At 31.1% G+C, this 17,825-nt stretch carries 20 protein-coding genes; 13 read left to right on the plus strand and 7 right to left on the minus strand.

Annotation, left to right across the window (positions count from 1 at the left end):
- Positions 1-32 precede the first annotated feature (32 nt).
- Genes CPG45_RS14005 through CPG45_RS14015 form a run of 3 tightly spaced genes read left to right on the plus strand, consistent with a single transcriptional unit; the run spans position 33 to position 879 of the window.
- Positions 33-353, plus strand: coding sequence for a hypothetical protein (locus tag CPG45_RS14005; protein WP_096232503.1), 321 nt, complete (start codon positions 33-35; stop codon positions 351-353).
- A gap of 51 nt (positions 354-404) precedes the next feature.
- The gene (locus tag CPG45_RS14010) at positions 405-680 is read left to right on the plus strand and encodes a YkuS family protein (protein WP_096232505.1); all 276 of its coding nucleotides are present in this window, start codon (positions 405-407) and stop codon (positions 678-680) included.
- Positions 673-879, plus strand: coding sequence for a hypothetical protein (locus tag CPG45_RS14015; RefSeq protein ID WP_096232507.1), 207 nt, complete (start codon positions 673-675; stop codon positions 877-879). The genes CPG45_RS14010 and CPG45_RS14015 overlap by 8 nt, the downstream gene beginning before the upstream one ends.
- Positions 880-909: 30 nt before the next feature.
- Here CPG45_RS14015 and CPG45_RS14020 read toward each other — a convergent pair whose 3' ends face one another.
- Entirely contained in the window at positions 910-1,986 is a 1,077-nt protein-coding gene (locus CPG45_RS14020; protein WP_502695825.1) for an amidase domain-containing protein, read from the minus strand.
- Positions 1,987-2,613: 627 nt separating this feature from the next.
- Here CPG45_RS14020 and sppA point away from each other — a divergent pair.
- Complete coding sequence (gene sppA, locus CPG45_RS14025; RefSeq protein ID WP_096232511.1) at positions 2,614-3,531, plus strand: signal peptide peptidase SppA; 918 nt, start codon at positions 2,614-2,616, stop codon at positions 3,529-3,531.
- A gap of 211 nt (positions 3,532-3,742) precedes the next feature.
- Here sppA and CPG45_RS14030 read toward each other — a convergent pair whose 3' ends face one another.
- Entirely contained in the window at positions 3,743-4,339 is a 597-nt protein-coding gene (locus CPG45_RS14030) for a superoxide dismutase (protein WP_096232513.1), read from the minus strand.
- Positions 4,340-4,542: 203 nt separating this feature from the next.
- Here CPG45_RS14030 and CPG45_RS14035 point away from each other — a divergent pair, with 203 nt between their 5' ends.
- Positions 4,543-5,094: a TIGR01440 family protein gene (locus tag CPG45_RS14035; RefSeq protein WP_096232515.1), complete on the plus strand. Its 552-nt coding sequence runs from the start codon at positions 4,543-4,545 to the stop codon at positions 5,092-5,094.
- A gap of 98 nt (positions 5,095-5,192) precedes the next feature.
- Complete coding sequence (locus tag CPG45_RS16940; protein ID WP_157732422.1) at positions 5,193-5,369, plus strand: hypothetical protein; 177 nt, start codon at positions 5,193-5,195, stop codon at positions 5,367-5,369.
- Positions 5,370-5,385: 16 nt separating this feature from the next.
- Here the strand turns inward: CPG45_RS16940 and CPG45_RS14040 are convergent, their stop codons facing one another.
- On the minus strand, positions 5,386-7,533 hold the full coding sequence (locus CPG45_RS14040; protein WP_096232517.1) for an S-layer homology domain-containing protein: 2,148 nt from the start codon (positions 7,531-7,533) through the stop codon (positions 5,386-5,388).
- Positions 7,534-7,631: 98 nt separating this feature from the next.
- Entirely contained in the window at positions 7,632-8,555 is a 924-nt protein-coding gene (locus CPG45_RS14045; RefSeq protein ID WP_096232519.1) for a glycosyl hydrolase family 18 protein, read from the minus strand.
- A 123-nt stretch (positions 8,556-8,678) separates the two neighbouring features.
- On the opposite strand from CPG45_RS14045, the gene CPG45_RS14050 reads away from it, so the two are divergent.
- Positions 8,679-9,839 (plus strand): DUF4097 family beta strand repeat-containing protein, encoded by a 1,161-nt coding sequence (locus tag CPG45_RS14050; protein ID WP_096232521.1) that lies wholly within the window; start codon positions 8,679-8,681, stop codon positions 9,837-9,839.
- 11 nt (positions 9,840-9,850) lie between these two features.
- Positions 9,851-10,258: a PspC domain-containing protein gene (locus CPG45_RS14055; protein ID WP_096232523.1), complete on the plus strand. Its 408-nt coding sequence runs from the start codon at positions 9,851-9,853 to the stop codon at positions 10,256-10,258.
- Positions 10,259-10,299: 41 nt separating this feature from the next.
- On the opposite strand, the gene CPG45_RS14060 is transcribed toward CPG45_RS14055, so the two are convergent.
- Positions 10,300-11,277, minus strand: coding sequence for a polysaccharide deacetylase family protein (locus tag CPG45_RS14060; RefSeq protein ID WP_096232525.1), 978 nt, complete (start codon positions 11,275-11,277; stop codon positions 10,300-10,302).
- Between the two features lie 168 nt (positions 11,278-11,445).
- Entirely contained in the window at positions 11,446-12,252 is an 807-nt protein-coding gene (locus CPG45_RS14065; RefSeq protein ID WP_096232527.1) for an alpha/beta fold hydrolase, read from the minus strand.
- 151 nt (positions 12,253-12,403) lie between these two features.
- Here CPG45_RS14065 and CPG45_RS14070 point away from each other — a divergent pair, with 151 nt between their 5' ends.
- Positions 12,404-12,613, plus strand: a complete 210-nt coding sequence (locus tag CPG45_RS14070) for a cation transporter (protein WP_157732423.1) — start codon at positions 12,404-12,406, stop codon at positions 12,611-12,613.
- 25 nt (positions 12,614-12,638) lie between these two features.
- Here CPG45_RS14070 and CPG45_RS14075 read toward each other — a convergent pair whose 3' ends face one another.
- Complete coding sequence (locus CPG45_RS14075; RefSeq protein WP_096232531.1) at positions 12,639-13,988, minus strand: amino acid permease; 1,350 nt, start codon at positions 13,986-13,988, stop codon at positions 12,639-12,641.
- A gap of 222 nt (positions 13,989-14,210) precedes the next feature.
- On the opposite strand from CPG45_RS14075, the gene CPG45_RS14080 reads away from it, so the two are divergent.
- From CPG45_RS14080 to CPG45_RS14095, 4 genes are all read left to right on the plus strand, one after another.
- Positions 14,211-14,723, plus strand: a complete 513-nt coding sequence (locus CPG45_RS14080) for a hypothetical protein (RefSeq protein ID WP_096232533.1) — start codon at positions 14,211-14,213, stop codon at positions 14,721-14,723.
- Positions 14,724-14,829: 106 nt separating this feature from the next.
- A complete protein-coding gene (locus tag CPG45_RS14085; RefSeq protein ID WP_096232535.1) occupies positions 14,830-15,987 on the plus strand; it encodes a L,D-transpeptidase family protein in 1,158 nt (385 codons plus the stop codon).
- A gap of 114 nt (positions 15,988-16,101) precedes the next feature.
- Positions 16,102-16,659, plus strand: coding sequence for an RNA polymerase sigma factor (locus tag CPG45_RS14090; RefSeq protein WP_096232537.1), 558 nt, complete (start codon positions 16,102-16,104; stop codon positions 16,657-16,659).
- Positions 16,659-17,813 carry a DUF4349 domain-containing protein gene (locus tag CPG45_RS14095; RefSeq protein WP_096232539.1) on the plus strand — a complete coding sequence of 385 codons (1,155 nt, stop codon included), beginning with the start codon at positions 16,659-16,661 and terminating at the stop codon, positions 17,811-17,813. The genes CPG45_RS14090 and CPG45_RS14095 overlap by 1 nt, the downstream gene beginning before the upstream one ends.
- The last annotated feature ends 12 nt before the right edge of the window (positions 17,814-17,825 follow it).

Raw genomic sequence — 17,825 nt, forward strand, 5'->3', positions numbered from 1 at the left:
ATATATTCATAAAGAAAATGAGGAGTGTTATTTTGAAAGGAATAATTTTAGGATTTGTTTTAGCTGTGCTAACTCTTTTTGCTAATGTTATTATAAATGGTATACATACAACTTACATTAATTACAGCAATTATTTTTTTATAGTGGGATGTACGGTGGGAATTATTGGTGGATTTTTATACACATCACGATGGCTCAACGATAGACGAATTATTAAAAAAATTATAAAAAACGAAGAGCAGCCTGAAAAGAGAAATGAATATGCTTATATGACAGATTGGGGAAATGTTTTTTTGACTGCATCCGCAATTCTAATAATATTATCATTATTAGTGGTACTTATAAACGAATAAAATAACTCATTAGTTTAATACTATTTATGTATTATATAGGAGGTGTTTCTAGTGGGGAAAAAGATAGCAGTAGAAAGACAGCTTTCCAGTGTAAAAAGATATCTAACCGATAAAGGCTATGATGTCGTTAACCTTGAACAAAACAGCGAATTAAGTGGTATTGATATCAAGGATTATGATGCTATAGTTATAACAGGACAACACAGAGATATGTTAGGATATGAAAATACAATAACAAAATCACCCGTGATTGATGCTGCTGGTTTAACTCCGGAAGATGTAGAGAGCCAAATAAAAAGAAGCATAGGTGGTGATTTTAATGGCTAATAGAGATCAGCTAAGAGCAGTAGGTGAGATGTGCCCAGATTTTACTTTTGATGATTCACTCTATAAAAACGGTTCAACAATGTCAATTAACGAAGCAGGCGGCAGAAGCTGTGAAATATGCATGCACTGGGATACTAAAAATCAGAAATGCAAAATAGACGTTTTTGATGATGTACTTACAAGTCTTGATCAAACTTAATAATAAAAAAGGAGAGAGGTATTCCTCTCTTTAATCATTTATATGGATAAATCTATATATAACTTTTTTATCCCATCCTAAATCAAATGGTACATGGTATCTATCAGATGTATGTGTATTGACAACTGGTATTCCGTATGAATCAAAACCTGTTACAACTCCGAAATGTACTATTTCACCTTTTTCTTCGTAACAGATGAGGTCTCCTTTTTGAAGTTCTCTTATAGCACCAGCAGGATGCATATCTGTCGGTTTTACCATATTAGTATATATACCTTGTGCAATAAGCCTGCCCTTTCCATTGTAGACAAGATAATTGAATAATGCTGGTGCTTGTGCCCAAGCAGTACTTGAATCACGACCGTTGAAATTCCACACATAATCCATTTTAAGTCCACCGCCTTCGTGCAAAACCTGTGAAGCGAAATTTGTACAGTCACCACCAACGCCGTTGTAATCTCTGTATTTTTTATTGTATTCATAATTATTTCCACTGCCCCAAGCTGCACCTGCATATGTATTAGCGTAATTTACCGCACCTTCACGATCATAGTTACCTTTTTTCTCGTTCATATTCTCACCTACAGGTCTTGAATTTGCAGGAGATATCTCAGGAGCAATGCCATCCGCAGGGCTTATATCGATAAATGCGGAGTCTTCATCAAGTGGATCATAATACCAGTCACGGCGAACTACCCATCTATCATTGACTTTTACTAGCTGTATTGAATGTCTAATGCCGAGCCCCATGTAATTTACTATATTTGGTTTGACATTATACTCATATCCCATTTTCATGGTTTCTACGAGATATAGCCAAATAGATTTTTCTCCTACTTTTATACTTTTTATTTTGTATATTGATTTTGCTTCAGTAAATTTTAGATTTCGCTTTTCAGACCATCCTTTAATATAGTTGATTCTTCTCATCTCATGTTCTAGGGCCCATTTTCCATATGTTGATGATGTGTCATAGTATTTCTCAATTTCTTTAATGTCCCTGCTTAATAGTACTTTGCCTCTCGAATCAAAAAATTTATCCATCAGAGGTTTTATCTCTTCTTTGTTATCTGCAACAGTTGTTATTGTTTTATTAAAAAATGACATTCCCCAGATACTAATAGCTGCTAATAAGATTAAGGGAACAATTATCTTATATAATTTATTTTTCCGCAATAAATCTCCCCCCTGCCTGTATGTTACTTATATATAATATGTTTAATTATAATAAATAATACTATGTAGTTAAAATTGTTATTTATATTTTTAAAATTTAGATATGTTATAATATAATCGTAAATGTAATTCTAAGTTTGGTTAATACAAAAATAAATGAAAGGGATGAAGATCGATTGATAGAACTAAAAGGAGTCTAAAAATTCTATAGTGGAAGTATTGTTTAAAATTGTTAATTGCATTAAATTTATCGCTAAGCGGTATATTTGCAGTTAATTTGATAAGTATCATCGTTGATGTAGTTAACTTAAAATTAGATTGAGAAGACCCGCAGAAAGCCATGAAGGGTAATTTAAATGTTCTTTTTTAGTATTTTAATTTCTTTAATAATGGGAGGGATTTTAATAGGAGGAGCTTTTGCCATCACATTTTTTGGGATTAATAGCATGTTGGCTTAACTTATTATTGAATTACTATTATTGGCTATGATATATCTATCCTATACTATAGCTTTAAAAGCTGTTTTCTATATAAAGGCGAATAGAAAGGATGATTTTAATGAACAAAAAAACTATTTTCGGAATAGTAATATCTGTAGTTGTAGTAATTGCAGCTGTACTATCGATGATATATTCTATGCCCCGTACAAATAGACAATCTGTGGCATATAGTGGTTCTATTGGTGTAATAACAATTGACGGAGTAATAGGCGATAATTCTTCGATATTTGGCTTATCACAAGACATGAATGACCCTGTGGAACAGATAAGACGGGCGATGGATGATAAGTCTGTTAAAGCTGTTGTCGTTAGAATTAATAGTCCTGGTGGTTCATCAGCAAAATCCGTAGAAATTTACGAAGAACTAAAGAAACTTAAAAAATCTGGGAAAAAGATTATAGTTTCAATGGGTGACACAGCGGCATCTGGTGGATATATGGCAGCTGTTGCAGGTGACACAATTGTTGCAAACCCAGCGACATTGACTGGAAGTATTGGTGTAATAATGGAATACACCAATTATGAGGGACTTTATAAAATGCTTGGTTTAAAAGAAGTTGTAATCAAAAGTGCCGAGCACAAGGATATAGGCTCACCAACAAGGGATTTGACACCGGATGAACAAAAAATTTTACAGGACATTATAAATGATACATACGACCAATTTATAAATATTGTATCAGAAGGAAGAAAAATGCCATATGATAAAGTAAAATCACTTGCAGATGGAAGAGTATTTTCAGGTAGACAGGCTTTAAAACTAGGACTTGTTGATAAGCTTGGTGATTTTTATGATGCTGTTGATATTGCTGCAAAGAGTGTAGGAATAAAAGGTAATCCGCAGCTTATTTATTATACAAGGACAAATCCTCTGGGAGCGCTTTTTGGAAGTAGCTCTAAAAGCGATATTAGCAAAAGTGCGATAGAAGTATTGAGGTTATTATTTATAGACAGGACAAATTTAAATTATAAATGATATAAGACTCTGGATTTAATTCAAGCAGATCACACTTTTTAATTAAAATTATTAATAAATGTAAAATTCTTAACTGTAAAGATACAGAAATATTTATTAATTTTTATCTGTATTCTGTTAAATCTTATGCAGATGCTGAAAAATACAGAGATTTAGAGAAGCGATATCTAAAAAAACACCGGACAGAGTACCATCACATGTCCGGTATATTTTATATATTCTTCATATCTACCCAAAAAGCAACTCTTCTATTTACTTCACTCCATTTTACGTTTTTCATAAAGGCTTCGATATATCCTTTTTTGTCTGCACCATAGTCTATAAAATATGCATGTTCATAGGTATCAATTATTAATAATGGAGTGGACCTTGAAACAATTCCGTGATTGTGTAAGTCTTGCAGGTAATTATGAAGCTTTAAATCTATGGGGTCAAAACATAGAGCTGTCCATCCCCTTGCTGATAATGCACAGGCTTTAAAATCGGTGAGCCAGTTTTCATATGTGCCAAAATCACATTTTATCATGGATGCGATTAATCCAACTGCAGGTCCACCAGATCCACCAAGATTTTCGAAATATAGTTCATGCAGCTTTACACCATCAAGAGCATAAGTTTCTTCAAGTTTCAGTTCTCTGTATTCACTATATGTTGCATTTGCTTTTGATTTGTCAGCTGTTAATAATTTATCCCATATTTCATTTGTTTTATTTACATATCCTTCATATAGTTTATAATGTTCTTTTAAAGTTCTTTCAGATATACCATCTAATACAAGATCATATTTTTTTGGAACAAGCTTATCCATAATATACCTCCTCTTTATATCTATATCAATATATGTGATTATAAGAATCTGTGATACTAATATAAATTACCAGCAGTATTTTTTATTACGTGATATAATATAAGTGAATAAAAAGTAGAATGTGAATATTAAATTTCTTACTTACATCTGATAGTTTCAAAAGGTTTTGTGCATAGTTATATTGAAAGGAATGATATTTAAAAATGGATATGGAAGAGATTTCAAGAGAAACCAAAACTGTTGTAGATGAACTGCTTGATATTGCAAATATTAAAAAAGGCGGTCTTTTTGTGCTTGGTGGCAGTACAAGCGAAGTAGTTGGAAAAAAAGTTGGTACATCAGGTAGCCTTGATATTGCAAAAGCAATTGTAGACCCAATATTAGAATCTACAAAATCAAGGGGAATAAATCTTGCGATACAGGGATGCGAGCACTTAAATAGAGCACTCCTTGTTGAAGAAGAAACCATGGAAAAATATAATCTTGATGAAGTGACGGTAATACCACAGGTACATGCAGGTGGTTCACTCGCTACATATGCATATGATTTATATAAACACCCGGTAATGGTAGAAAATTTAAAGGGTTTAGCACATGCTGGTCTTGATATTGGTCTTGTATTAATTGGTATGCATTTAAGGCCTGTTGTTGTTCCAGTTAGATTAAGTTTGAATAAGATAGGTTACGCGACAATTGTTGCTGCAAGAACAAGGCCAAAATTAATAGGTGGAGAAAGGGCAGTATATAAAAGATAAAATATCAAAGATCGTTCCTTAATTGAATTTTATTTGGGGACGATTTTTTTGTTTCGCGAAAAAAGTACAGATATTCCTATTTTATTGCTTTTAGTAAAATGAGTATATTAAAGTATTTAGGTTATAAATTACCGTCTGACATTTTTATGGTTGTTTCTGCTGTATTGTATGGTGAAATATTTTTAGCATCGGGAATGTTTATAAATGAAGCAAGTATATTTTTTGTTGTAACATTAAATGCAATGAGGCTGTTGAATTATAAAAGGCGCGGTTAATCCGCACCTTTTAGAGTTACCTTTCTAATCTTAAATATCTTACAAGCATTGATGCTGTTTGCGCTCTTGTAATGTAATTTTGTGGATAGAAATAACCATTGTCACCCGTCATTATTTTAAGGCCTGATGCTATTGCAATATATCCTTTTAATGATGAATCTATCTTATCGGTATCTTTAAAGTTTAATGTATATATGTCATTTAAATCAGCAATGAAATTTACTCCGAAGCTTCTTACAAGGAATTTTGCCGCATCTTGACGTGTAACTAAACTATCTGGATTCTTTTCATTAACTTTGATTATATTTCTTTGTATTGCAGCATTATAATAATTGTCATAATCATTATTTGAATTTAGTGGAATAGGTTCATATACAGGTTGTATAGATTTAACAAGCATTTTTATGAAATCTTTTTGAAGTATATTCTCATCTGGAGAGAATTTATTGTCTTTACCATCTGCAATTCCATACTGTACAAGTAATGCAATATCTTTTTCTGCCCAATGTCCTTTAATATCAGTAAATTCAACTTGATTGTCTTTTACAATTGGCTTTCCACTATAATCTAACAATGTACCAGTTTTAGCATCTATAAACCCGTTGAAATTTGTTAATTGATAAACAAGTTTTATTTCTGGTTTTTGAGGTCCGTCATTAGTCGGATTATAATATGCAATGTAGTTTAATCCAAATTCACTATTATTAAGAAGCACTTTATAAGCGTCATCGAGCTTTATAGCATTGTCTACTGCCGGTAGGTCTACATTTGTCCAATTCATATTATAGTTTATTATATCACCAGAATACGGGCTAACAGATACACTAAATGTGTTAAATGGACATAAGATGCCATTGACTTTTTCTACATAATCAAAAGGAATATATGGCATTTTATGATTTGGGTCTTCTTTTACATTTCTATCCTGATATTCAACTTGTTTAAATTTATCAGGTTGGACTTTATTTAAATAATCTTCAACAATCTTTTTAAGTTGATCTTTAGTGTATTTAGGTTCTTTGCCTTGCACATTGTCAATATTAGATCCACCGCGGTAGAAGAATTTTAGCTCTCCTGTTACTGCATCGACAGATGCATTTATAAAATAATAATTGTTATCTTTATTGTAGTTCCAGTTAAAATTCCAATATGCGTTAGTCCCGTAAGGATATCCATTATATAGATTTGCACTTTGAAGTAAATACTCAGGGCCTATTTCAAATGGAAGGCTATTCTTAGCAGATTCAAGTGCTTTATCCTTATTGATATATTTTGTTGTATCATCGACAGCTTTTTGTTCTTGTGGTGATAGATTTTGCTTTGAAGAATTCATTCCCATATCACCACCACCGCCATACATAGGACCATAGTAGCCTTGATATACTATATCACCTGTTGTAGCATCAATTGGCGAATTGTTAGTAATTCCGTAAACAAGAATAGCTTGCGGTTTTTGCTCTTTATTATCATATACATCTGAATATACAAGATTATACTGTAATTTTAGACCTATCTTATCTTTAAATATTTGTAGTGCCTTTTCTTTTGATATTGAGGCATTTAAATCAGGAAAAGTATAGTTGTTATTCCAATTTAGATAATATGATTGGACTTTAAGTGTATTTTTATCAACAGATACTGATATTTGATTTTCTTGAAACGGAATGCCATTTACAAGTCTTACAAAATTAAAGCTGTAAACTGGTGAAAAGTATTCATTATTATCATAATATGGTTTTGCAATACCGTTATAAAAATCCTGTTCTTTAGTTTCTTTTAATTTATCTGGTGCTACTTTATTGATAAAATCAATTGCTGCTTTTTTTGCTTCGTATTTTGTATATTTTGGTATTCTGCTAACAGGCCCGTTTACAGGAGTATAAGAATTGTAGTTTAGTATTTCACCTGTATCAGCATCTACATTAACGCTTATACTTCTATTATTCTTTAAATTCCAGTTTAAGCTCCATGTTTTTCTATTATTATTTTCAGAATAATTAGAATTGAAGTCGTAGCCGCTATCAGGAATGTCAAATGTTTTTTTGGCAATCTCTATTGCCTGCTTAAGTTCAATCTTGGTGTTTGTCTGTGCTGCCGCTATCGAAGGTATTATCATAGTTAATACCAAAATCACGGCAACTGTAACCGTAAAAAACCTTTTCATATCTATCCCTCCTCTAATGTTTCTTTTATATATTATTGTTCTTATATATTATTTAGACGAGAAATATATAGAAAAGTTCCCAAAAAAATGAGGAAGTTTTATCTTCCCCTAATAATATTCCAAACATCAGGATCCTCCTGACCGAGCCTCCATACGGCTATTCCTGGTAAACCATATTGACCTAATAATGATATTTTAGCTGCAAAACTTCGCGCATCTTCGAACCATACTGTGTGCTTTGTACCATCTATCGTATAAGTATATGTTGATTCTTGTGCTATTTCATCGTATGTTATAGTTGCACCGAGGTTTTTAGCCACTTCAATTGCTTGTGCATATGATAATGTCCTTGGATAATTAACACCTTCCGCCCAATCGTAGCCATATACAGCAATTCCAAGCCATATTTTATTTGCTGGTATTGAAGATACGGCATAATTTAAGACGTTTCTTACAAATCCTATTGATGCGACAGGTCCCGGCTGTGAAAAATGTTCATCATATGCTAAGATGTAAGCTTGATCTATATATTGCCCTATGACAGAATATTGAAATGCACCTGAAAAGGGATGCTGTGGATTATCCTTAAGCTCGGCAGGTAATGAAATTGTCACGATTTTTCCTGCATTTTTAAGTGATTGATATAGCCCATGCATAAATGCATTTAAATTATTTCTATCTTCAGGAGGAACAAACTCGAAGTCTATATTTATACCGGGAAAATTATTGCTGACAGCTATATTTGTTATGCTGTTAATTAAAGTGTTTCTTAAAGATACATTTGATAAAAGACCATGTATAAGCTGTGCTTTTTTAGGGTCTGAATAATTGTGAATTATCGCATATATAGGAAGACCATTTTGTAAAGCAATATTTTTAACCTGCTCAGATGACATATCCACAAGTGTTCCGTCAGATTTTACACCATACCAAAATGGAATTAGTGTTGTAATGTCATGTACATGTGCATTTAAATCATCGAGGGTACCAGGCGCCTCATCATAATACCATTTATTGTCCATAACAAGACCTCCATAAAATCATTCTATCTTTAACATAATACGTTATAAAATTTTCATTGTGAATTGAAGTGATTATTGTTTTTTATCCGTCTAAATCTATGAAAAGTGAAGGAGGTAAAAATTATGAAAAAAAAAGCAGGTGTTTTATCATGTTCAATATCGATAATATTGCTTGGTGTTTTGCTCTTACTAAAAAACTTTAAAGTAGAAATACCATCAATATACTATGATATTATTGGCCCATTATTTCTAATACTTCTCGGTATTGAAATAATATTTTCAAAGACCATATATGGTGAAGAAAATAATGGGATAAACATTGGTCTTGTACTCTTTACGATAATTGTAATGGTGATTTCAATGGCGTTTTTCTATTTTTCACCGTTTGGGAATAGTATATTTAGATTAGGAGGTGTTTCATTTGGAAATTTAGTTGACTTTGTAGGACCGAGAGAAACAAAAATTGTAAATAAAGAAATAGATGTATCAGATGGGATAGATAGCGTAGATATAAAAAATAAAATGGGCAGTGTTAAATTTACAGGAACTGATGGCAATAAAATGATAGTTGAGGCAACAATACGTTATAAAGGGGGAAGAAATGACATAAATGATAATTCAATTATTTTAAATATTGACGGTAACACTGCTTATTTAAGCGATAATATCGATAGAAGCTTCTATAATGTTGATACAAATCTATTTGATAAAAAATATAAGGATAACTTTATAAAGAGAAATCGAGATAATAACGGTGTAATAATTGACTACGATATAAAAATCCCCCAAAACAAAAAAATTACCGTTAATAATGGATTCGGCCTTGTAGAAGCTCATGATTACAATGGAAAAACAAATATCAACAATCAATTTGGAAATATTGATTTAAAAAATCTAAATGGTGACACCACCGTTACAAATAAATACGGTGAAATTGATGTAAGAGATATAAAGGGTTTTGCGGATGTCAGCAATGAATTTGGCTCAATTAATATAAATAGTACTAATGGGGCAAGAGTCAAAAATAAATTTGGAAATATCGATATAACGGATATAATCGATGGTTCATTAAATGTTATAAACGAATTTGGTAGTATATCAGTAAGAGGTCTTCCGAAGGATTTAAGTATTGATTTGAGTACGAAGTTTGGAACTATTACTACAGATTTTCCTGTATCATATAAAAAGAATTCAACTGAATCAAGTGCTGTAGGTAGAGTTGGATCAGGTAAATATGAAGTAAATATAACAAATAATCATGGTAGCATTGATATTAATGAATAGGAGGAATTAAAATGGATAAAAGATTATACCGTTCAAAAACGCAAGCTGTGTTAGGTGGTGTTTGTGGTGGTATTGCGGAGTATTTTGATGTTGATGTAACTATAATCAGGCTTATATGGGTTTTAGCTGCGTTAATGGGTGGAACAGGTTTATTGTTTTATATTATAGCATGGGTAATCATACCGGAAAATCCTTATCAAATTAAAAATCCTGAATTTAAACCGGAGGATGTACCACAAGATGGTGAGAGACCTAATATTTCAAATAGAAAAAGCAACAGCGAAATCTTTGGCTGGATATTGATAGGACTTGGTATATTGTTTTTACTAAAAATATTTGTTCCATGGATGGGGTTCCATATTTTTTGGCCTATAGTTCTTATAGTTATAGGACTTGCAATTATATTAAAGAAGATGTAAAAAGTCTATAAATAAAAAGTCACAGGGTAACCTGTGCTTTTTTACTGAGTATTTCCCCCATTCATAAGATCTGATATTGTTGCAAAACCATATCCTTCAGATTTAAGTTTTTCAATTATTTGTGGCAATGCTGCAAAAGTCTCCGGTTTACCCTCATGCATAAGGATAACGGAACCAGGGCCTGCTTTTGAAACGATTCTGTTTACTATATTCAATGTTCCAGGCCTTTTCCAATCATCTGGATCAACGCTCCACAACACAACGTGAAGTCCTAATGCATTTGATATTTTTAAAAGAGTATTATTAAATGCACCATATGGTGGTCTAAATAAATTAGGTTTTATTCCTGTTGCATTGACAACAATTGCTTGTGTTTTATAAAGTTCGTCAACCATCTGCTGGGGTGTCATCTTAGGCATATATGAGTGGCTGTATGAATGAAGACCTATTTCCTCCCCATTGTCAACAATATATTTAAGTAAATCTGGATTTTTTTCGGCCATTCTTCCTACTACGAAAAAAGTTGCTTTAACATTTAAGTTTTTTAATATGTCTACGTATTTTTTAGTAAATTCTTTTGATGGTCCATCGTCGAACGTAAGTGCAACTATCTTCCCGGCTTTTCTATTTAAACTAAATACGTTATTATTAAAAGGCATTGGACTATTAAAAAATTCATCTCTGTCACTTCTATCGACCAGTGATAATGTATTGCTGTCGATATATGTTGTATTCGCCGTTGTTATGGGTGCATCTTGACTTGTACTTTTTGTATTTTGTCCAATCGGACTTTTTGCATCGGTATTAGCTGTTATTATTGCTTTATTACCTTTTTCAATTGGCTTTTTCACTTTAGCTGCGGCTGCAATTTTATTAAATTTAGGATAATTTGTAGAAACATGTTTACTTGCAAATAAATTTTTACTATAGAAAAGGCCGAATCCTATCAGTATTGAAATTATTACAAGAAAAATTAGAGCTATGACAGACTTCAGTTTTTTTGACTTATCTGTTATCATGATTTATCACCCCGGTAAATTAATTATATCACTTAAATTATTAAAAATTATTAAATTTATGTTACGTTTTTGTTACTTTTTTGTAGAATACTATTAAAAATTGGCAATAGATGTAGAAATATAAAAGATCAATATAATTAAATTATATTAATCTTTTGTATGTTAAAATCAGTGTTTTTTCATCCATTTGTCGATATAGATTATAGATTCTTTTTGTGTCACTGTATTTGCTAAAAGGCTATGTGTACCATTTTCTAATATATCAATTTCTTTGTCATTGTACCTTATTTTTTTGTAGAAGTTTATAACTGCATCAAGTTTAACTATGTTATCTTTTTTTCCCTGTAATATAAGAATCGGTGTTTTGATGTATCTAAATGAAACATAATAGGCACGTGTAATCATTGCCCATAAATTCAAAATGAATTTAGGTGTTATGCAATTAATGCAAAAATCATCCTTTGCTTTAAGCTGGTTTTTATAATACCGTGAATCAATGTTTAAATTACTATTGAAAAAATATGATTTAAATAAATCTATTAAATCATCTATACGCGGTTTAATATATGTTTTAAGAGCCGGTGCTAATAAAATGAGCCCATTTACATTATTTGATTTGTTAATAGAGCAATTTAAAGCACAGATGCTCCCTATACTTTCACCCAATAGGTATAATGGAATGTTATTGTAATTATGACGAATATTTTTTATAACGTAGTTTATATCATCTATGTACTGCCAGTATTTTGGAATATCGCCTGGTATTCCATCAGAATCTCCATGTCCTCTTAAATCGACAGAAATAATGAGGTTTTTGCCGGTTAATCCATCGCTGAGTATGCCATAACCCTTGCCGTCAACACCGAGTCCATGTAAGGCAAGAATGATTTTATCAAAATTGTTTGACTTTTCCCATTTTCTCATGGCGAGAAGTGCCCCATCAGGCATCTTGATATAATCCATTGTAAAAGGCATAATGGTCAACTCCACTTTTTTTATTTATTTTAACCATTATAACTTTTATAATTCCAGTATATGTTTACTAATTATTTTTGTTATTGTTTGGACAAAATAACATATGTGAAACAGGATTTACACATGTAACTATACTGAAAGGATGATAATCTTGCAGTCAAAATTTAATGTTGAAGGTATGAGTTGTCCAAGTTGTGCATCTAAAATAGAAATCCTCTTAAAAAGCCAAAAGGGAATTGAAGATGTTGACTTGAATTTTACTACTGGTAAAATGAAAGTAGATTACAATCCGAATGTAATTACAAAAAAAGATATTAAAAAAATTATAAATAAAATTGGATATTATGCTGAAGAAGCATAAATCGGGCATTTGCCCGATTTTTCTATTACCATTTATCAAATAGATCAAATTTATTTGCGATAAAGAATAAGACTAAGATAATGCATAAAAGCAATACACCGCCTAAAAGACCTATAGCCTGTTTAGGAACAATCAACGTTGAGAGAAGCACAATTGATATTAAGACTATTGTTAACCATGGCCTAATTGGAAATCCGGATTTTTGACATTCAAAATATGAAGGATTTTTCTTTTTAAGCATTGGCCTATATCTGATAAATGTATATAATATTATTATCCAATTGAAAAATTGCACAAAACCTGTTGCGCTTGTTATATATTCGTAGACATCTTTCGGAAGGATATAGGATAATATAACTGCAATCAATAAACCTATACTGCTAAATAATAGCGCATATATTGGAACATCCCGCTTGGTAAGTTTACTTAGAAATGTAGGGGCAAATCTACCTTTGCCGAGAGAATACATAACTTGCGATACACCGTACATTGCCCCATTCATTGTAGTTAATGCTGCTGTCAGTATAACGAAATTCATTATAGAATCTATATAAGGTATTTTTGTAAATGAAAGCAGTTTAATAAAAGGACTTACCTTAGTAGATACTTTATACCATGGGATTACCCCCAACAGAACACCGATTGATAGAAGGTATAAAACTGTTAGAAATAGCACTATGTATTTTCTTGCAATTGGTACATATTTCTGGGGCTTTTTTGTTTTTGATGCGGTCATAGCTGTTACTTCAACGCCACCAAAAGGTATAAGTGACATTAAGAGTGCACCAAAAAATCCTTTTATTCCATTTGGCGCAATACCGCCATGAGAGAAATAATTATGTAAACCAATCTCCTTAGTTCTACCAAATAGACCCATTAGAGTTAAAATGCCAACTATAGTAATGATAAACAATGCTGATATTTTTATTGTTGAAAACCATGATTCGACGGTGCCAAAATTTTTTGTACCTAATGCATTAATACCTAATACCATTAAAGAATATAAAAGCGCAAATATCCATAAAGGTACTCTTGGGAACCAGAACCTTGTGAATATTGCTGAAGCAGTTACCTCGCTTGACATGATAAATACACCTGCAGTCCAATAAATCCAACCGCTTAAGAAACCACCTATGTCGCCGAGGGCTTCTTCTGCATAGACTCTAAATGAACCATCAACAGGGTTCGCTACGATCATTTCCGTTAAAGCGCAAAAAACCTCTGACATTATAAAAGCAGAAACCGCATAATCTAATAAAACTATAGGACCAGCTGTATGTATTGCAAGGCCGCTGGCAAGAAAAAAACCCGCACCAAGTATTCCGCCTACACCAATTAAAACAAGTTCATTGACAGTTAAATTGTCTTTTTCCAATATAAACACACCTCCATAAATACTATTTTTATTATTGACTGATTAATTATTTTTTATTTCGCATATGAAATTATAAACATACATTGATTTATTACTAAATACGTATAGAAAGGAGCTTTATTTTTTATTTTAATGTGATAGTGATTTATCATCTTTTTTCTTGAAAATAAATTAAGGATGATGTAAAATTTCATCTATCAAGTTCATTTAAGGAGGACTGAAATGAAGTATTATATTTTTAATAAATTTAGCAGAATTTTTTTATACACTGTAACATTATTACTTTTTCTTTCTATAGCATTTTTATTTATATATATATTCATTGATTTAAATAATAAAGGATTTAATATTGAATTATCTATTTTATGGTGGCTTTTATATATTTTTTTGCTAATAATATTGTCTGCCGTTTTATTTTCCTTGACCATATCTCAAAATATGCTATTAGAGGATTATCTCGTCATATCACTTGGAATATTGGGCTTTACACGTATAAAATATGAAAATATTAGATCAGTTGAAGTTATAAAAAATAAAGATAATTACAAAAAAGGAATACATATTAAAGAAAATAAATGCTTTATGATTATTTCAAAAAATAACTTACTTAAAATAAACTTGAATAAACCTGTTAAAATATATTATTTTACATTTTTTGAAAAGTACGCAGATACAATCATATTTTCAACAGCTGATTCAAAGAAATTAATAACTGACATAGAAAGTAAAATATGAATCATATTTTCACAGATTTTATCATAGATAAAGTAATGTGAAAGCGTAGAATTATTGTTTTACGCTTTTATAATCTTGATAAAATTTGTGAAAGGAGGTGCTATTATTGCATTTAAAAATTAATGGAGTTTTAGCTGTAATTTTCTCTTTTATTTTTCTTACAATAAATATTGGATATAGCTATGCGAGCACTATAACAATAAATATTCCAACACGGACAATATATTTTGTATCGCCCAATATGGCAAAACTTTATCCAATCGCAGTAGGAAAAATAGTATCCACATCACCCTTAGGAACTTATAGAATTATAAATAAACAGGTGAATCCCGTGTGGTATCCGCCATGGGGTGGGAGAAGTGTTCCTTCGGGCCCATATAATCCACTTGGATACAGATGGATGGGGTTTTATAGTGATTATGGTATACATGGTAACAATGTGCCATCATCAATTGGTACTCTTGCATCATCTGGATGTATAAGAATGTATGAAGCGGACGTGGAGGAACTTTACAATATGGTTAATTATGGTGATGCTGTAAATGTAGTATATCAGACTATGTTTACAAGATATTCACCGACAGGTGGTAAAGCATTATTTGTATACCCTGATTTTTATAAAAAAGGTGTAAATACAAAATGGGCAATAGTAAAGGCTTTAAATGATAATGGTATAAAAATAAGTGAAGAAACTGTACAAAAACTTTATAAGAATATAAATATAAGTGACCCGTTGGTATTTTCAGAAGGATATAAAATTATAGATAATCATGGCCTTGTAAGTAATGACATTTATAAATCTGATAATGGGACACTTTATGTGAATGTTGATGATGCAAAAGGGTTTATAGGTCTTGACGATCAAAATCTTAAGGACATCAGTTTATTAGACAAAAATAGTAAAAAGTACATAAATATAAATGATATAACGAATATAACCGGCTTAAAGTTTAATGTAGATGAAGGAACAGAAACGATAAAAATGGCAGGCAATATTTTTACATATGAGGGGAAATTTTTATATTCCTCTGATTATGCAGATTATCAAAATAGAGAGATACTAATACCTATTAAAGAATTTTGCAATGTTACTGGGAGAAAAGTAGAGTGGGATCCTAGCAAAGGAGTACTCATTGATGGTAAGACAGTTCCTTATAAAATATATTATGGTAAATCCTTCTTTAGTCAAAGAGATTTAATGAACATCTATGGTCTTAATGTGGTTGTAGATTCTGCAGGGAGAAGAATATATATTAAGCGCTGAAGCGCTTAATTTTTATGTACTTTTTATTTCAATTTTGATAAAATTAAATTATAAACATTTTGGGAACTTCTTTTGATATTTTCCGTCAAATGTTATTGAGGGGAGGTTTTATGTTTGAATGCAAATGAGCTCCTAAATCTTGCAAAGAATGGTGATATTAATGCATTTGAAACCGTTATAAGTAATTACCAGAATTATATATACAACATTATATTTAGAATTGTAGGTTTAAAAGAAGATGCCTTGGACCTTACACAAGAAACATTGATAAAAGCATATATAAATCTTAATAAATTCAAAGGAAACAGTGAATTCAAAACGTGGTTATATAAGATTGCTGTCAATGTATCCCTCGATTTTATAAGAAAGAAAAAAGGTGTTGAGGAACAATTGAATGAAATAAGTGATTTAAGGACACCGGAGGATATCGTTGACGAAAGAATTACAAGAGAAATAATTTTAGATGAACTAAATAAATTACAAAATGACTATAAAATAGCCTTAATACTTAGGGACATTGAAGGTCTTTCTTATAGTGAAATTTCAAAAATTACAAAAGCAAGCCTCGGAACGGTAAAATCTAGGATATCAAGAGCGAGAAATATATTGAAAGAAAATTTAAAACATGTGCCAGAGTTTTTAAATTATATAGAGGAAAGGAGGCCTATATAATGTATTGCAATGAAGTTAAAGAATTAATAAATCAATATGTTGATGATGAATTAGATGAAAAAAATAGAAGAGATGTAAAAGAGCACATTAATACATGTGAAGATTGCAAAAAGGATTACAACATAATATCATCGATAAAAGAAATATTAAGTGAAATGCCTCCTGTTACATTGCCCGAAGATTTCAGCGCTAAACTACATGAAAATTTAGTTAAAACTGAGAGCAGATTAAATGTAAAGCGAAAATTACAAAAATTTAAGGGAAAGTTTGGCTTTGACAATATGAAGTGGCTAAAAACTGCTACGGTGATTATATCAGTTCTTTTTATATTAACATTTGCATATAAACTCTTTGGCAACGTAATTAAAAATAACGATAGAATAAGTACGCATTCTTTAGATCAATCGGTGAATAAGGGTTTAGCGACAGGTGAAAGCAAATCCTCACAATCTGCAAAATCTGATATAAATCGAGGTTTTAATCCTAGTTATGAGAGAAAAATTACAAAGGATGCTACAATATCAATTGAAACAGACAATGGAGAAAAATGTTTCAACAAAATATTGAGCCTTGCTGATCAATATAAAGGATATGTCGAGAATTCAAGCGAAAGTGATACAAGCGACAATAAAAAGATAATAAATATTATTTTAAAGATACCTGCTAATGATTTTGAAAATGTCATTGCAAATATAAAAGCCTTAGGTAGTGTTAAGGCTATAAGAGTCGGTAGCAATGATATTACTGAGCAATATTATGATATTGAATCAAGGATAAAAAATCTCGAAATACAGGAACAGAGATTGCAAGAAATAATGAAAAAAGCAAATACCGTTTCTGAAATATTACAAGTGGAAAGTGAGTTAAATAATGTGAGAACACAGATTGACTCATATAAAACCCAGATTAAGGTTTGGGACAATATGACAAGTATGAGCACAATAAATCTTACATTTGTCACTTTCAAAGCAGTAGATAATAAAAGTTTTACAATAGGTAAAGGCTTTTTAAATGACTTGATACAGGCATTAATAACAAGTATAGATACATTCTTTAAAGTTATAAAAGATATATTTATAATCATAATTTATATATTGCCGTATGGATTAATTGGATATCTATTGTATAGAGGATATAAATTGTTCAAAAAATGAGGATGAGCAATT

Source organism: Thermoanaerobacterium sp. RBIITD (assembly GCF_900205865.1).
GTDB lineage: Bacteria > Bacillota > Thermoanaerobacteria > Thermoanaerobacterales > Thermoanaerobacteraceae > Thermoanaerobacterium.

Excerpts from the sequence above, each read along its gene's own strand:
- CPG45_RS14015 (WP_096232507.1), top strand. The coding sequence starts at position 673 with ATGGCTAATAGAGATCAGCTAAGAGCAGTAGGTGAGATGTGCCCAGAT.
- CPG45_RS14020 (WP_502695825.1), bottom strand. The coding sequence starts at position 1,986 with ATGTCATTTTTTAATAAAACAATAACAACTGTTGCAGATAACAAAGAA.
- sppA (WP_096232511.1), top strand. The coding sequence starts at position 2,614 with ATGAACAAAAAAACTATTTTCGGAATAGTAATATCTGTAGTTGTAGTA.
- CPG45_RS14030 (WP_096232513.1), bottom strand. The coding sequence starts at position 4,339 with ATGGATAAGCTTGTTCCAAAAAAATATGATCTTGTATTAGATGGTATA.
- CPG45_RS14035 (WP_096232515.1), top strand. The coding sequence starts at position 4,543 with ATGGATATGGAAGAGATTTCAAGAGAAACCAAAACTGTTGTAGATGAA.
- CPG45_RS16940 (WP_157732422.1), top strand. The coding sequence starts at position 5,193 with ATGAGTATATTAAAGTATTTAGGTTATAAATTACCGTCTGACATTTTT.
- CPG45_RS14040 (WP_096232517.1), bottom strand. The coding sequence starts at position 7,533 with ATGAAAAGGTTTTTTACGGTTACAGTTGCCGTGATTTTGGTATTAACT.
- CPG45_RS14045 (WP_096232519.1), bottom strand. The coding sequence starts at position 8,555 with ATGGACAATAAATGGTATTATGATGAGGCGCCTGGTACCCTCGATGAT.
- CPG45_RS14050 (WP_096232521.1), top strand. The coding sequence starts at position 8,679 with ATGAAAAAAAAAGCAGGTGTTTTATCATGTTCAATATCGATAATATTG.
- CPG45_RS14055 (WP_096232523.1), top strand. The coding sequence starts at position 9,851 with ATGGATAAAAGATTATACCGTTCAAAAACGCAAGCTGTGTTAGGTGGT.
- CPG45_RS14060 (WP_096232525.1), bottom strand. The coding sequence starts at position 11,277 with ATGATAACAGATAAGTCAAAAAAACTGAAGTCTGTCATAGCTCTAATT.
- CPG45_RS14065 (WP_096232527.1), bottom strand. The coding sequence starts at position 12,252 with ATGCCTTTTACAATGGATTATATCAAGATGCCTGATGGGGCACTTCTC.
- CPG45_RS14080 (WP_096232533.1), top strand. The coding sequence starts at position 14,211 with ATGAAGTATTATATTTTTAATAAATTTAGCAGAATTTTTTTATACACT.
- CPG45_RS14095 (WP_096232539.1), top strand. The coding sequence starts at position 16,659 with ATGTATTGCAATGAAGTTAAAGAATTAATAAATCAATATGTTGATGAT.